The organism is Streptomyces cavernae, assembly GCF_004023625.1.
Taxonomy (GTDB): domain Bacteria; phylum Actinomycetota; class Actinomycetes; order Streptomycetales; family Streptomycetaceae; genus Streptomyces; species Streptomyces cavernae.
Genome location: NZ_ML137708.1, coordinates 304,456 through 318,620, shown reverse-complemented (window position 1 = coordinate 318,620; position 14,165 = coordinate 304,456). Strand labels below are relative to the sequence as shown.

At 70.8% G+C, this 14,165-nt stretch carries 13 protein-coding genes; 8 read left to right on the top strand and 5 right to left on the bottom strand.

The genetic code is table 11. From position 1 onward, the window contains the following. Positions 1–121 precede the first annotated feature (121 nt). Positions 122–3,208 carry a glycoside hydrolase family 2 TIM barrel-domain containing protein gene (locus tag EF387_RS01460; protein WP_128374594.1) on the top strand — a complete coding sequence of 1,029 codons (3,087 nt, stop codon included), beginning with the start codon at positions 122–124 and terminating at the stop codon, positions 3,206–3,208. A gap of 90 nt (positions 3,209–3,298) precedes the next feature. Here EF387_RS01460 and EF387_RS01455 read toward each other — a convergent pair whose 3' ends face one another. Together EF387_RS01455 and EF387_RS01450 are read right to left on the bottom strand one after the other, a co-directional pair. Further along, positions 3,299–3,934, bottom strand: a complete 636-nt coding sequence (locus tag EF387_RS01455; RefSeq protein WP_128374593.1) for a maleylpyruvate isomerase N-terminal domain-containing protein — start codon at positions 3,932–3,934, stop codon at positions 3,299–3,301. A gap of 76 nt (positions 3,935–4,010) precedes the next feature. Then, positions 4,011–4,556, bottom strand: a complete 546-nt coding sequence (locus EF387_RS01450; protein WP_128374592.1) for a methylated-DNA--[protein]-cysteine S-methyltransferase — start codon at positions 4,554–4,556, stop codon at positions 4,011–4,013. Between the two features lie 189 nt (positions 4,557–4,745). Between EF387_RS01450 and EF387_RS01445 the strand changes: the two genes are divergently transcribed. The 3 genes from EF387_RS01445 to EF387_RS01435 all read left to right on the top strand — a co-directional run bounded on the left by EF387_RS01445 (position 4,746) and on the right by EF387_RS01435 (position 7,615). Beyond that, entirely contained in the window at positions 4,746–4,982 is a 237-nt protein-coding gene (locus EF387_RS01445; RefSeq protein ID WP_128374591.1) for a hypothetical protein, read from the top strand. 3 nt (positions 4,983–4,985) lie between these two features. Then, a complete protein-coding gene (locus EF387_RS01440; RefSeq protein ID WP_128374590.1) occupies positions 4,986–5,366 on the top strand; it encodes a toxin Doc in 381 nt (126 codons plus the stop codon). A 617-nt stretch (positions 5,367–5,983) separates the two neighbouring features. Then, a complete protein-coding gene (locus EF387_RS01435) occupies positions 5,984–7,615 on the top strand; it encodes an RICIN domain-containing protein (protein WP_128374589.1) in 1,632 nt (543 codons plus the stop codon). Between the two features lie 32 nt (positions 7,616–7,647). Here EF387_RS01435 and EF387_RS01430 read toward each other — a convergent pair whose 3' ends face one another. Together EF387_RS01430 and EF387_RS01420 are read right to left on the bottom strand one after the other, a co-directional pair. Continuing rightward, entirely contained in the window at positions 7,648–8,817 is a 1,170-nt protein-coding gene (locus EF387_RS01430) for a lactate 2-monooxygenase (protein WP_128374588.1), read from the bottom strand. Positions 8,818–9,235: 418 nt separating this feature from the next. Then, the gene (locus EF387_RS01420; RefSeq protein WP_128374587.1) at positions 9,236–9,850 is read right to left on the bottom strand and encodes a hypothetical protein; all 615 of its coding nucleotides are present in this window, start codon (positions 9,848–9,850) and stop codon (positions 9,236–9,238) included. Between the two features lie 349 nt (positions 9,851–10,199). Between EF387_RS01420 and EF387_RS01415 the strand changes: the two genes are divergently transcribed. The 4 genes from EF387_RS01415 (at position 10,200) to EF387_RS01400 (ending at position 13,701) form a co-directional block, all read left to right on the top strand. Continuing rightward, positions 10,200–10,712 carry a subtilase-type protease inhibitor gene (locus tag EF387_RS01415; RefSeq protein WP_128374586.1) on the top strand — a complete coding sequence of 171 codons (513 nt, stop codon included), beginning with the start codon at positions 10,200–10,202 and terminating at the stop codon, positions 10,710–10,712. Between the two features lie 276 nt (positions 10,713–10,988). Further along, positions 10,989–11,543: a type 2 periplasmic-binding domain-containing protein gene (locus tag EF387_RS01410; RefSeq protein ID WP_238431275.1), complete on the top strand. Its 555-nt coding sequence runs from the start codon at positions 10,989–10,991 to the stop codon at positions 11,541–11,543. Between the two features lie 58 nt (positions 11,544–11,601). Next, positions 11,602–12,645 carry a LacI family DNA-binding transcriptional regulator gene (locus tag EF387_RS01405; protein ID WP_128374729.1) on the top strand — a complete coding sequence of 348 codons (1,044 nt, stop codon included), beginning with the start codon at positions 11,602–11,604 and terminating at the stop codon, positions 12,643–12,645. A 243-nt stretch (positions 12,646–12,888) separates the two neighbouring features. Next, positions 12,889–13,701, top strand: a complete 813-nt coding sequence (locus tag EF387_RS01400) for a hypothetical protein (protein ID WP_202918109.1) — start codon at positions 12,889–12,891, stop codon at positions 13,699–13,701. Here the strand turns inward: EF387_RS01400 and EF387_RS01395 are convergent. Next, positions 13,625–14,059: an STAS domain-containing protein gene (locus tag EF387_RS01395; RefSeq protein WP_128374585.1), complete on the bottom strand. Its 435-nt coding sequence runs from the start codon at positions 14,057–14,059 to the stop codon at positions 13,625–13,627. The genes EF387_RS01400 and EF387_RS01395 overlap by 77 nt on opposite strands. Positions 14,060–14,165 lie beyond the last annotated feature (106 nt).

Genomic DNA, 14,165 nt, shown 5'->3' with positions numbered 1-14,165 from the left:
GATTACCGGCTCTTGGCGTTTCCCTGGCGCCACGTCAGAATCTGTTTGCTCACGGGTACTCGTGATTGCTTGTGCGCGCTACCGATCCGTCCACCCGCACACCCTGACGAAGGGGATCGCCATGACGGTCAAGCGTAGGTCGGTACTGCTGGCGGGCACCGCGGTGCCGGTCGCCGTGGCGGCAAGCGCCAGTTCGGCACATCCGGCAGCTGTTGGTTCGCGAGCCTTCCCGGAACGCACCGTCCAACTCCGCGACGGCTGGCGGTTCGCACTCGTCAATCCCGGAGGTGTGACCGACCCCACGGGCGAGTACGCCGACGCCGCCGAACCCGGCTACGACGACTCGGGCTGGCGCCGGGTCGCCGTCCCGCACGACTGGAGCATCGAACTCGCCCCCACCACCCAGCACGGCACGACCAGCGGTACCGGGTTCTTCCCCGGCGGCCTCGGCTGGTACCGCGTCGCCTTCACCCTCCCGAAGTCGCTGAAGGGCAGACGGATCTCCGTCGAGTTCGACGGCGTCTACATGGACTCGTACGTCTACTGCAACGGCACGCTCGCGGGCAGCCACCCCTACGGCTACACGGGCTTCGCGTTCGACCTCACCGATCTCGTGCACACCGACGGCAGGACCGAGAACGTCCTCGCGGTGAAGGTCCACAACCAGCTGCCCAGCAGCCGCTGGTACTCGGGCAGCGGCATCTACCGCGAGGCCCGGCTCGTCATCACCGAACCCGTGCACGTACGGCGCTGGGGCACGTATGTGACGACACCCGACCTCGCCGCGAACCTGCGCCGGGGCCACGCCGTCGTGCGCGCGCTCACCACCGTCGACGACACCTCCGGTCTGACGAGGCACGTACAGGTCACCTCCTCGGTCGTCGACGCCGACGGCCGCAGAGTGGCCCGCACGACGTCCGCCGCCGCGGCACCCGGCACCGTCACCCATGAACTGACCGTCCAGAAGCCGAGGTTGTGGGGCTTCGAGGATCCATACCTGTATGTGCTGCAGACCGAGGTCCGGCTGGCCGGCGAGCTCGTCGACGTCTACCGCACCCCCTTCGGCATCCGCCACTTCACCCTCGACCCGGAGGACGGCTTCTTCCTCAACGGCGAGCACGCCAAGCTCCGCGGTGTCGACCTCCACCACGACCTTGGGGCGCTCGGCGCCGCGGTCGACATCGACGCCGTGCGCCGCCAGCTGGACATCATGAAGTCGATGGGCGTCAACGCCCTGCGGACCTCGCACAACCCGCCCGCGCCGGAGGTCATCCGGGTCTGCGAGGAACTGGGGATCGTGATGCTGGTCGAGGCCTTCGACTGCTGGCGGACCGGCAAGACGAGGTACGACTACGGCCGGTTCTTCGACGAGTGGTGCGAGCGGGACGCCACCGAGATGGTGCTCGCGGCCCGCAACTCGCCCGCCGTCATCATGTGGTCCATCGGCAACGAGATACCCGACTCAACCAGCGCGGCCGGGCTCGCCATGGCCGACCGCATCATCGACGCGATCAAGGCTTCCGACGACACCCGCCCGCTCGTCATCGGCTCGAACAAGTACCGGGGCGTCCCCGCCCCCGGGTCACCCTCCGACCTCATGCTGGCCAAACTCGACGGGCTCGGCCTCAACTACAACACCGCCCGCTCGACGGACGCCCTGCACGCCGCGTACCCCAACCTCTTCATCTTCGAGTCGGAGTCCTCCTCCGAGACCTCCACACGCGGCGTCTACCAGGAGCCCGAGCGCCTCAACACGGGTGAGAACCACACCCCGGGCAGGCGCGCGACGTCCTCGTACGACAACAACCTCGCCTCGTGGACGACGAGCGGCGAGTACGGGCACAAAAAGGACCGCGACCGTAAATGGTTCACGGGGCAGTTCCTGTGGTCCGGCATCGACTACATCGGAGAGCCCACCCCGTACAACGTCTTCCCGGTGAAGACCTCCTTCTTCGGGGCGGTCGACACAGCCGGCTTCCCCAAGGACATGTACTACCTCTTCCGGAGTCAGTGGACCAGCGAGCCCATGGTCCATCTGCTGCCCATGACCTGGAACCACGAGGAGGGCGACACGGTCGAGGTGTGGGCGTACTCCAACGTCGACACGGTCGAACTGTTCCTCAACGGAAAGTCGCTCGGCACACGGAAGTTCGACACCAAGAAGACCATCGACGGGCGCACCTACCTGGAGACCACCGAGCCCACGGGCGACGACAAGACGTTCCCGTCCGGCAGTTACACCAGCCCCGACGGCAGCACCGGAAAGCTCCATCTGACCTGGAAAGTCCCGTACCGGCCGGGGGAGTTGAAGGCGGTGGCCCGGCGCGGCGGCCGTACCGTCGCCATGGACGTCCTGCGCACGGCCGGGGCGCCCCACTCGATACGGCTCACACCGGACCGCAAGTCCCTTACCGCCGACGGTCGTTCGTTGTGCTTCGTGACGGCGGAGGTGGTCGACGCGCGCGGTGTCGTCGTACCGGACGCGGAGGACCTGATCACGTTCGACGTCACCGGCGGCTCCCTCGCCGGACTCGACAACGGACGCGAGGAGAGCGCCGAGCGGTACCAGGCCAGTACCCGAACCGCCTTCAACGGCAAGGCACTCGCCATCGTACGGTCCGGGACCAAGCCGGGCGCGCTGAAGGTGACCGCCCGCGCCCGGGGTCTGCGGACGGCCGCCGTCACCGTGCGCACCACATCCGCCCGGTCGGCCGCGACCACTGAGCCGGCACGCTTCGAACCCGACCTGCCGGAGCCCCCGAACCTTCCGTACGCGGACGCCAGTTACTCCGGCCGTCCGGACACCCTGCCCGCCGCGATGCTCGACGGCGACCCGGCCACCGGCTGGTCCAATGCCTTCAGCAAACAGGCCACCGCCCTGCTGCCCGCCTTCAACGGGGCCCGGGCGAAGGACTGGGTGTCGGTCGACTTCGGACGCGCCAGAACCTTCGAACGGGTGGAGGTCTCGTTCACCGTGGACGCGACCCACACGCTGCCCGCGTCGGTCGCGGTCTCGGTCTGGAACGGCCGACGGTACGTGCCCGCACGGGACACCCGGATCGACTGGGCCACCACGTCCGACGCCCTGACGGTGATCACTTTCGCGCCCGTACGGGGATCCCGCCTCCGGATCACGATGACCAGCGCCCACCCGGGCGAGGCGAACGGCGCCCAACGCATCAGCCGTCTCGAGGTGCCGGCCCGGTGACCCGGGCGAGACGACGCCCCAGGGTTCCGGGACCGCGCCCCAAGAGATCCGGGACCACGGCCCAAGGGAGTGGAGCGGGGGAGGCCCGGCTCACATCGCGTTGATCGCGGCCGGGGCCCGCTCCGCCCGCGTCAGGGCCCGCAGCAGCGCCGCCTGGCCGTGCCGCCGGGCGGCGAGCCGGGCCAGCAGGGTGAGTACGGGGTCGAAGGCCGCGTCCGGCAGTTCCGGCGCGGCGACCCCCACACTGACGGCCAGGTCGTCGGAGTGCACGGCCAGCTCCATCATCCGTGTGACGAGGAAGTCGTCGAGGGTCAGCGACCACCCCGTCCGCGCGATGAACAGCACCCGGTCTCCCGGCAACTCCGCGAGAACACCCCGTAGTTCGGCCACCGCCGCGGCGGCGCGCCCGTGCAGGGCGCGAGCTCCCTCCGCGGCGATGTCCTCACCCTTGGCGCGGATACCGGAGTTGACCTCGCTGTCGAGCGGGGCGTCGATCCAGACCGCCCGCGTGTAGTGCTCCAGCAGCGGGATCGGATCCTGCCCGGAAACGGGTTCCTCCACCGTGGGACGGACGCTGAAGATCTGGTACGCCAGATGCCCGGCCAGGCCCGCGACGCTCATTTCCGCGAGAGCGCTGGGCTTCCCCCAGGCGGCGGCGACCTCCGGTGTGCCCAGGAGGTCCACCGCGTGGGCAGCGGCGTCGAGATACGCGTCCGTGAGACTCATGAGGCCCCCGTTGATTGAGTGTTCCGGCCGGGAACGACCATTGTCACCCGGTGGTGCAGCGCGGGGGAGTCGGTCCTCAGACGAGTGTCGGCTGGAGTGCTCCCTCGTGCGTCAGCAGCCACACCTTGCGGTCCACGCCCCCGGCATAGCCGCACATCGCGCCGTCAGCGCCGACCACCCGATGACAGGGGCGCACCAGCAGCAGCGGGTTGGCGCCGACCGCCGTGCCCACGGCACGGATCCCCGACCGCGGAATGCCGAGCCGCTCGGCGAGTTCCCCGTACGTGGTCGTGGTGCCGTACGGAATCTCCTCCAGCGCGGCCCAGACCCGCCGCTGGAATTCGCTGCCGCTTTTCCCGAACTTCAGCTGGAATTCCGTGCCTTGGTCCGTGAAGTACGCGGACAGCTGCCGCCGGACCTCTCCGAAGGCCGCCTCGTCGCGCCGCCACGCCCCCCGCACCGCCGGCGCGTTCCGCTGCCCCGGCATGGAGAGCGAGGTCAGGGCGATCCCGTCCGCCCTCTCCGTGCCGACCAGCAGCAGCTCGCCCACCGGGCTGTCGGTCGTCGCCCAGACCGTCCCTGATCCGCTCGCTCCGCTGATGGCCCCGCGTGCTCCGCTCATGGTCCCGCTCCCTTCGCCGAGTCTGTTGCGTCTTGCCTTTCGCGTCTCGACGACTACGAGTCTGCCGCCCTTCGGCGCCCGCGTCCGGCGGGATTCGGACATGGCGCTCGCTACTCCGAGGTACCGCCAGGACACCGCTCTGAGCAGGGAGTATTTACGAGTAAGTACCCGAGCGGTACCGTGAAGGGCATGCCAGCTCTGAATGTGGAGTTCAGTGAGCGTGAACTCGAGGATCTGCGGCAGATAGCCAAGGAGCGGGGGACGTCGATGAAGGCCCTGGTGCGGGAGGCGGCCGCCGCCGACATCGTGCGCCACCGCGCCCTTCAGGAGGGCGCCGAGGTGTTCCGTCAGTTCTTCGCCGATCACGCGGACGAGTTCGCCGCCGCGTTCCCCGAAGACGAACCGGCCGAGGGGCGGGTCGCCTGAGCGATGGCACCCCCCGTCATCCACATCGACGTGCCCTGGTTGCTGCAGCGTCATGAAGAGGTGCTGCCCGACCAGCCCACGGTCAACGACTTCTCCGCCCTCGTCGCCGCCGTCGCCCGGCACCGTGTCGACCCGCCGCGGCTGGGCGTGGACTCCGACCCGGCCTGGCGCGCGGCCGCGCTGCTGCACACGCTGGCGCTGCTGAAGCCGCTCCCGGCCGCGAACGCCCGTTTCGCCTGCTCGACGGCGGTGGCCTACATGTTCGTCAGCGGCGTCGGGATCGATCCGCCCTACGGCGCGCTCGTCGATCTGGCCCGCGATCTGATCTCGGGCAAGACGGACGTCTACGAAGCGGCGGACCGGCTTCGGTCCTGGCAGATCTGACCCGGCCCGCAGGGGAGGGCCGGGGCCGCCGACCGAGGGCGGAGGATCGGGGTCGGCGGCCCGTCGCGCACGGAAGAGCCGCCTTTCCGTGCGGGGCCGGTGAGAAGGGCCACCCCCACTCCTACCTGGGTCGGCTCCGTTCCCGGGACCGTGCGCACGTCACCACCCTGTGCGCTTCTTTCACACGGGGCTCGCGGCGCGCACACGGTCGGCCCGGCCGGGGCGTGGCTCGGTGGGGCGGGCCGCGATCGCGCTCTGAAAATGAACCCCGCTTCGAAGAACCGCTCCGAAGAACTCCTCCGTCGAAAAGGAGTACGAGCTTGGGAGCGCTCCCATTCGCGTCTTGACTTTCTTTCAAGAATGGATGTTTGCCCAACTGCCTTGTTGCCATTGAGGCGGTTGTGCCAGGGTGAACTTCCCTGCACAAGGTTGGGGCGGGCTTGTTTCGCCGTTCGCTTATTCCGTGCCCGCCGACCGACCCAAAAGGTCTAGGTCGGCGGCTTTCGCGCGATTTCCGCTGCCGGCCTTTCCCTGTGCATGTCAAAGGTACGCACCAATCGGCCGCCGCATTTACCGCAACCAGAACTTCCTGTGCCGCCTCGGAAGGAATCACTTCTGTGCACACCCCCCACCCCCCGCGTCCCCCCTACCCCCCACACACGGGGCTGGCGCCCGGGGAATCCGACGAGGACCTGGCCGCACGGCTGAGGGAGCAGCCGGGCGGCGGGACCGGGCACCCCCGCGCGGTGCTGCTCGCTCGACACTGGGCGCCGGTCCACGACTACGCGGTCATCTGCCTGGCCTCGTCGGCGAGCGCCGCCGCCATGGTCACCTCGGCCGCCTTCCAGCAGGTGCTGGACCGCCGCTTCGAGTTCACCGCCGCCCTGCGGCCGCAGTTGCTCGTGACGGTCCGGGACACCGTGCGGGCGTGGTCCACCGACGAGCACATATCGCGCCTCCTGCCGGACTTGCGGAAACCGGCCGGAGCCCGCGGACTGAGCATCGCGAAGTCGATGACTCCGGAAAATCGACAACTCGCCTTTCGCTCATTCCAGGCCATGCCCTCCCTGGCCCAGTGCGTGCTCTGGCACACCGAGGTCGAGGGCGAACCGATATCCGTACCAGCCGGTCTGCTCGGTGTGGAGGTGGGCCGGGCGTCGGCCTCCCTCGAGCAGGCCCGCGACGTATTCCGCGACGGATGTGTGCGAGCCCACCGGGAACTCGCCCCCACGAAGGAATGCCGCTACCTCAACCGGCTGCTCGACGTGCCGATCCGCCGGGGCGGCCCCCTGCTGCCGGATGTGGAGCAGCACCTGCTGGCCTGCCGGTTCTGCCGCCACGCCGCCGATCAGCTCGGACACTTCGACGGCGGACGCGGACTGGGCGTCCTGCTCGCCGAGGCGGTTCTGGGCTGGGGCGCCCGCCGTTACTTCGATTCACGCCCCGGCCGCGAGTCCCAGGGCGGCCGACCCCGGCGGCACGCGTCCCGCAGGGGCGGCGGCAGGCGCGCGGCCCGCGGAGGAAGCCACCGCCTGCTGTCCCGCATACCCGGACCCGGCGCCCTCCGCGGCCGCGGCACCACCGAATCCGTGCACCCAGTCCCCACCAAGGTGCTGATCACCGGCATCGGAGTGGCCTCCGTCGCACTGCTCGCCACCTTCCTCGCCGTCGAGATGTGGTCGGACGACGGCGATGGTGGCCCCATCGCCTCGGCGTCGGCCAGCGGCAGAGCCTCCGTACCCGGCACCGGTTCCGACGGGGCTCCCCCCACCTCGGCGGGTCTGCCCACGGCGGACGCGCACACGAAACTGCGCAATGTCGCCGCCGACCTGTGCCTGGACATCCGCGGCGGCAAGGCGACCACGGGCGCGGCGGCGAAGATGTCCGTCTGCACGGACACCGAGACCCAGCAGTGGTCCTACGAGGACGACGGCCGGTTGCGCAGCGACGCCGAACCCGATCTGTGCCTGGACTCGAACCAGGTCGACGGGATCGCCGTCCTCGTCCGGTGCGGGTCAGAGGCCGCGAAGAACGCGGACGACGTGCGCTACGACCTCACCGCCAGGGGCGAGCTGATCCCCCGCTGGCAGGCGAAGCTCGCCCTCACACCGGTCACCCCCGAGGTGAACGCGGACGTCGTCGTGAAACCGCGCGACGGCTCCACGGAGCAGCACTGGGTGACCGACGTCGTCGCCGCCACCACGGAGCCCCAGTCCCTGTCCGCGGGCTCCGCCGCGTCGGCAACCTAAGGCGGGTGCGGCGCGGGGTTCCCCCGTGCCGCTCAGCAGGCGTCCTCCACGAGGTCATCCATGCCGAGGGCGGTCGGTGTGGCGTGGCCCGACAGGGCCAGAGTGAGGTCGAACTCCGCGAGCACGCAACGGATCACGTGCTCCACGCCCGCCTGACCGTCCAGGCCGAGCCCGTACACATACGGCCGTCCCAGCAGCACGGTCCGCGCGCCCAGCGCGAGGGCCTTGAAGACGTCGTCGCCGGTGCGGATCCCGCTGTCGAAGAGGACGGTGAGCCGGTCGCCGGCCGCCTCGACGACCCGGGGCAGCGCGTCGGCCGCCGCCACCGACCCCGCCACCTGGCGGCCGCCGTGGTTGGAGACCACTACTCCGTCCATGCCCGCGTCGGCGGCGCGCCGGGCGTCGTCCGGGTGCAGGACGCCCTTCAGGACGATCGGGCCGTCCCAGTTCTCCCTGAGGAAGGCGAGGTCGGACCAGGTCTTCCCGGGGTCGGCGAACATTCCGACGAAGTGGAGTACCGCCGCGTTCGGGTCCTCGTGCACCGGCTTGGCCAGACCCGCCTGGAACGCCGGGTCGGAGAAGTAGTTGGCGGTGCCCACACCGTGCAGGAACGGCAGGTACGCCTGGTCGAGGTCGCGCGGGCGCCAGGCGAGCAGCGGGGTGTCGAGCGTGACGAACAGCGCCGTGAACCCGGCTGCCTTGGCCCGTGCGAGAAAGCTCAGGGCGACCTCCCGGTCCTTCGGCCAGTACAGCTGGAACCAGCGCTCGCCGTCCCCGCTCGCCTCCGCCACCTGCTCCATCGGCGTGCTGGAGGCGGAGGAGAGGACGAACGGGACGCCCTGCGCGGCGGCCGCCCGCGCCACGGCCGACTCCGCGTCCGGGTGCATGATCGACAGGACCCCGACGGGCGCCAGTGCGAGCGGCGCCGGCAGCGAACGTCCCAGCACCTCAACGGACAGATCCCGCTCGTGTACGTCGCGCAGCATGCGTGGGAGGATCCGGCGGCGCTCCAGAGCGGCCCGATTGGCGCGGGCGGTACTGCCGGTGCCCGCGCTGCCTGCCACATAGCCGGCCGGTCCCGGGCCGAGCCGCCGCTCGATCAGCTCCTCCAGCCGGGTCAGATCCGTGGGCAGCCGCGGGACGGCCCCCGACATGCCCTGGAGGTAGATCTCGTACTGGAAGTCCGCCCAGTGCCGCGTCATCTAAGCGTCCGCCCCTCGTCCTGGACACCGCGCCCGTGTCGGCGAAAGCGAAGGGCGCGCCCGTCAGTTCGGTTGGTCAGCACGATGCTAGGTCCGTATGCACGGTGTGGGGCCCCACGGTGTGAACCTCGGTGAGGACCGCACGGACGCCGTGAGCGCGGTCCCCGCCCGGCTCGACGAAAACCGGGCCTGCCCGGCTCGACGACACCGGGCCTGCCCGGCTCGACGACACCGGGCCTGCCCGGCTCGACGACAACGGGCCCGCGAGCGCGAACCGCGGCGCTGGAGCGTCGCGTCTTTCCGGGCGCCGACCGGCCGGCCCGCGCCGAGGTCCTCGGTCCGGGCGGCCGGGGCGGTGACCGACTGCCGCCTCACGCCCGCGGCACGGTCACCGGCCCGCCTTCCCGACAGCCCTGAGTCACTCCTCCTCCGACTTCTCCGACTTCTTCGATTCCGTCGATTCCGCCGATTCCTCCGACTCCTCGGCCTCCTTCGGCGGGGCGTCGTGCGGTTCGGCGTCCGGTCCCTGCGCCCGTACCCGCTGCACCTGCTCCAGCGAGTCGCGCAGTTCGGTGAGCCAGTCGTCCGTGTGCTTCTGCACCAGCCGCACGCACCAAGCCAGCGCGTCGCTGCGGCTCCGGGCCACCCCCGCCGCGATGAGCGTGTCCAGCACCTGGCGCTCGGGCTGCCGCAGCCGGGTCATCACGGGTACGGCGATGTGCGTGAACAGCACCCGCTCGCCGGCGCACTCCACGCCCCAGGACACCTTCTTGCGGAACCGGTGCTCAGCCTCGCTCGCCACCGCGATCCGGTCGTCGCGGGTGCGCTCGCGGAACTCCTGGACACGGCCCTGCACGGCCGCCGCGCGCTCGGCGTCCGAGACGTCGTCGGCGAGGCGGGGTGCGGGGACGCGCCCGATGACCGTGATCTCCTCACGGTCGACCGTGACCTCGACGAGGGACTCGAAGAGGTCGTCGGGGATGCGGCCGGTGAACCAGCCGCGCAGCTTCTCCCGCTGCTCTGCCGTAATCATGTAATCAGACTTACTCGCTTGCAGCTGCCGCACAAGGGGCTGCTGCCGGCTTCACCTGAGAGCGAAAGCCCTTCCCCGGGGTCTGATCCGGAATGTTTCAGGCCGATTGCCGAGGCGTGCGGATCCGGCCAGCCGGTCGCCCAAGGCGATCGTCCGCCGCTCAGTTGTGGGGCGCTTGTGGGGCTCGATCGGTCCGATTCCGTGACTTCGCGCCACTGATTCAATACTGAAAGTTACTGAAAGCGGTGGTGCCGATGTGAGTTTCCGATGCGGACTCGGCAGACTCGCGCTCGCCGAACCGGCACCGACCGAGCCGGGCGGCATACGACCGAGCGGAAGGATGCACACAATGCCGAACCCCGCGCGCTGGACAGCGGCCATCACCCTGACTGCCGCTGCCGTCTGCGGCCCGCTGAGCGGCGCCGCCTTCGCCACGACCACCGCGGCCATCGGGACCGCCACGACCACCCCGACCACCATGGCCGCCGCTACTACCATGCCCGCCACGCCCGCGGCCTCCGCGGGGCTCTACGCCCCCTCGGCCCTGGTGCTCACCGTGGGCCACGGCCCCGACGCCGCCGAGGCCGCCCCGGAGCGCGCGGTCACACTCAGCTGCGCGCCTACCGCCTCCGGAACCCATCCGGACCCCGCCGCGGCCTGCGCCGAACTGCGCGCCTTCCACGGGGACTTCGGCCTCCTGGTGGACAGAAACAGAGGCGAGGGCGCGTTCTGCACCAAGGAGTACCGCCCGGTGGTCGTGACAGCCGCCGGGGTCTGGCAGGGCAAGCGCGTCACCTTCGAGCGCACCTTCGCCAACGACTGCGTGAAGAACGCCGCGGGCAGAAGCGTCTTCGCGTTCTGAGAGCCGGGATCGCGCGGCCTGTCGTGAGCAGGAGAAGTGGGCTCGCAACTGGGGAGTGCCAGGGCCCGCCGCGTAAGGCCGCGGATCCCTTGGAGGGCCGGCAGGAGCGGATGTGGGGCCGCCCTGCCGGCCCTCGGCCGTCCAGAACGCAACAGCGGGGCCGGACTGCGCTCGGCCGTCCCACCCGCTATTCGGTAACGCTCCAGTTCCCGACCTCCCGGTAGCCGGAGTCGTACACCTCCGCGCCGTCGCCCGGGCGCAACGCGTAGTGCTCGCGTGGGCGGGGAGCCCGGCGGCATCGTCGGGGCCCGCCGATCCTTCGGCTACACCATCCTGAAGAAGGCGAAGAAGGAACGCATCGAACTGCTGCTGCGCATCCTCGACTACCTCGCCGCGCCGTTCGGTTCCAAGGAGTGGGAACTCGTCCACTACGGGGTCGAGGGCACCCACTTCACTCGCGCCAAGGACGGATCCCCCGAACCCAACGAACTGGGCAAGGTCGAGAACAACACCAACCTGCCGCTGAAGTATCTCGCCGAAGCCCCCCAGGTGCTGTTCGTACCCGGCAGGCCGGAGGCCGTACGCGCCCTGCACGCCTGGCAGCAGAAGACCGTTCCGCGCGCCATCCGCAACGCCCGCTTCGGCCTGCAGTCCCGCACCTACACCGCCCAGGGCACCACCCTCAAGGCCCTGATGGACGACACCGCCACCAGTGTCATCGCCGGACGCGCCCCGCTCTCCGAACTCGACGCGGCGGCGAGGAAGTGGCGGGAGCGCGGCGGCGACAGAATGGCCGAGGAATTCGCCGAGGACTACGCCGCCAACAGCTGACACGCCGCCGCGTGCGGCGACGGACGGCCGGAGGGAGACACGGGGGATGGGAAGCGACATGACGTCGAAGGGGCGGGTCACGATCCGCGAGGTCGCCGAGCGGGCGGGGGTGTCCATGGCCACCGTCTCACGCGTGCTCAGCGGCAACCACCCCGTCCCGCCCGCCACCCGGGCGAGGGTGCTGCGCGCAGCCCGCGAACTCGACTACGTCGCCAACGCTCACGCACGCGCCCTGGTCGGCGGCGGCCGCAAGATGGTCGCCGTCGTACTGCGCCAGGTCACCAGCCCGTTCTACGCACAGGTCGCCGAGGGAGTCGAGGCGGAGGCGGCGGCCCGCGGCTGGCTCTGTCTGGTCGGCACCACCGGCGGCGACCCGGCGCGCGAGCTGGAGTTCGTGCAGCTGATGCGGGAGGAGGGCGCCCGGCTGGTGATCCTGGTCGGCGGAGTCGTCGAGGACGACGCCTACCGCGAGCGCGTGACGCACTACGCGCAGGCCCTCGACGCGTCCGGCGCCCGGCTCGTGCTGTGCGGCCGCCCCGCACCCGACCCCGACATCCCGGCCCTGGTCGTGGAGTTCGACAACGAGGCCGGCGCCCGCGCCATGACCGGTCATCTGCTGTCGGCCGGCCACCGCAGGATCGTCTTCCTCGGCGGACTGCCCGGCAACACGGCCCTCGACGCGCGCGTCGCCGGTTACCGTGCCGCACTCGCCGCCCACGGCCTGCCCCCCGGGGCCGCACACGTCGTCGACTGCGGCCTCGGCCGGGGCGCCGGACATCGCGCCATGACGGAACTCCTGAAGGACACCCGGGAGTTCACCGCGGTCTTCGCCGGTGACGACATGGTCGCCGCCGGTGCCATCCGCGCCATCAACGACGCGGGACTGCGTGTCCCCGACGACATCTCCGTCGTCGGCTACAACGACATTCCGCTGGCGGAGGACTTCAATCCGCCGCTGACCACCGTGCACACCCCCGCCGAGGAACTCGGCCGCGCCGCCGTGCGCATCGCCCTGCGCGACCCCGAACACACCGCCGCCGCCCACCACTTGCTCGGCACAAACATCGTCGTGCGCCAGAGCGTCCAGCCGCCCCCCGGCTGAGCGTTTCCGCCACCCCCGACCGACGGAGGACCAACCCCCGTATGACCGCGCCGTATGTGTCGCCCACCGACGACCCGACGCACCTCGATCCCGCACCCGACCCCGCCCTGTCACCCATCACCGGCTGGACCCGGCACCACTGGGAGTCCATGGCCGACCGGCTCCTGGACGGCATCGCCCCCTATGCGTCCCCGAAGCTCGCGCAGTACCGGCTGCCCGGCCGGGCAAGTCACTCCGGCCCCTGTGGAGACGGCCGACGCCCGACTCGCCCTGCCCGCCCCGGGCTGGCTGCTCCACTCCACTGCCGCGGACGGGATCGTACGACTGGTCAACCACGGCAGCGACCGGCTGCCGCCCCGGCCGTCCCCCGAGCCATCGACTCCGTTCGAACAGGGAGGTACCCGCACGGTCGACGACAGCCCGCACTACGCGAAGTTCGCCTACGCCAGCGCCGCCGCCCCGGACACCTCCGAGGCCGGGCCCACGGCCGGCGTCGACAACCACATCGCGCTCCTCGACGCCCGGAGGTCGGCCTCGCCGCGCGGACGCATCCATCCGCTCGGCGCGCACGGCAACCGGGCCGCGTCCTGGCACCTGGCCGACGGGCACCGCATCGAGACGACGAGTGTGGTGCACGGTCCGTGGGAGGTGCGCGTGCACCGGGTCGAGGGTTCGGGCACCGTGCGGGAAGGGGGCTGGTCCCTCGCCGACGAGGTGGCGGACCCCGAGGCGGTGACGGGTCCCGGCTGGGCGGCGGTGCGCAGGGCCGACGGGCTGACGAGCGCGATCGTCGGACTGCACGGCTGGGACGGAGCAGGTGTGGTGCGGGCGCGGGACGCAAACGCGTACGGCCGGCACTCGGCCACGCCGTATCTCCTGCAACCGGACCACTCGGGGCTGCTCGTCACCCTGGTGGTGCTCAGTGCCGAGCCGGAGCTTTGCGATGCGGCGGCGCTGCGGGAGGCGGCCGCGCTGTCCGTCACGGAGCGGGAGGTGCGGATCCGCTTTCCGGACGGCCGGGAAGAGGCAGTTCGGGTAACGGCGGAAACCGGGTGAGCAGACCCGCGGCGCGCAGCAGCCTGCGCATCGCGGGCCGGTCGGAAACCAGCCGCAGACTGCCCCCCTGCTCCTTCGCCCGGCTCTCGGCCCGGCACAGCACCCGCAGTCCCGAACAGTCGAAGAAGGTGATCTGCCGCAGATCGACCAGTACGCAGGGTTCCGGTACCGCCGTGGCGGCGTCGAGGTGCGCGGCCAGCTCGCCGGCCGTCGACATGTCGATCTCGCCGTGGACCTCGACCACGGTGAACCCGTGGCTCGTATAGGTGCGGGCGTAAGGATTCGCCAGGGGATACTCGGCGTGTTCAGCCGTGGTGTCGGACGTTCCAACAGCACGGCCCTGTGGCTCCGGCGGCATGTCGGCTACCTAGGCTGAGAGGACGCTTTGGATCTCGGTAGCTACCCGGGAGCGGCCTGTGCCATCCACGACACGCCGTTGGCAAGATCTAGTTCACTCATACGGG

What these genes read in the sequence shown, in the direction of transcription:
- EF387_RS01460 (WP_128374594.1), top strand. Translation starts at nt 122, where the DNA reads ATGACGGTCAAGCGTAGGTCGGTACTGCTGGCGGGCACCGCGGTGCCG.
- EF387_RS01455 (WP_128374593.1), bottom strand. Translation starts at nt 3,934, where the DNA reads ATGAGTCTCACGGACGCGTATCTCGACGCCGCTGCCCACGCGGTGGAC.
- EF387_RS01450 (WP_128374592.1), bottom strand. Translation starts at nt 4,556, where the DNA reads ATGAGCGGAGCACGCGGGGCCATCAGCGGAGCGAGCGGATCAGGGACG.
- EF387_RS01445 (WP_128374591.1), top strand. Translation starts at nt 4,746, where the DNA reads ATGCCAGCTCTGAATGTGGAGTTCAGTGAGCGTGAACTCGAGGATCTG.
- EF387_RS01440 (WP_128374590.1), top strand. Translation starts at nt 4,986, where the DNA reads ATGGCACCCCCCGTCATCCACATCGACGTGCCCTGGTTGCTGCAGCGT.
- EF387_RS01430 (WP_128374588.1), bottom strand. Translation starts at nt 8,817, where the DNA reads ATGACGCGGCACTGGGCGGACTTCCAGTACGAGATCTACCTCCAGGGC.
- EF387_RS01420 (WP_128374587.1), bottom strand. Translation starts at nt 9,850, where the DNA reads ATGATTACGGCAGAGCAGCGGGAGAAGCTGCGCGGCTGGTTCACCGGC.
- EF387_RS01415 (WP_128374586.1), top strand. Translation starts at nt 10,200, where the DNA reads ATGCCGAACCCCGCGCGCTGGACAGCGGCCATCACCCTGACTGCCGCT.
- EF387_RS01405 (WP_128374729.1), top strand. Translation starts at nt 11,602, where the DNA reads ATGACGTCGAAGGGGCGGGTCACGATCCGCGAGGTCGCCGAGCGGGCG.
- EF387_RS01395 (WP_128374585.1), bottom strand. Translation starts at nt 14,059, where the DNA reads ATGCCGCCGGAGCCACAGGGCCGTGCTGTTGGAACGTCCGACACCACG.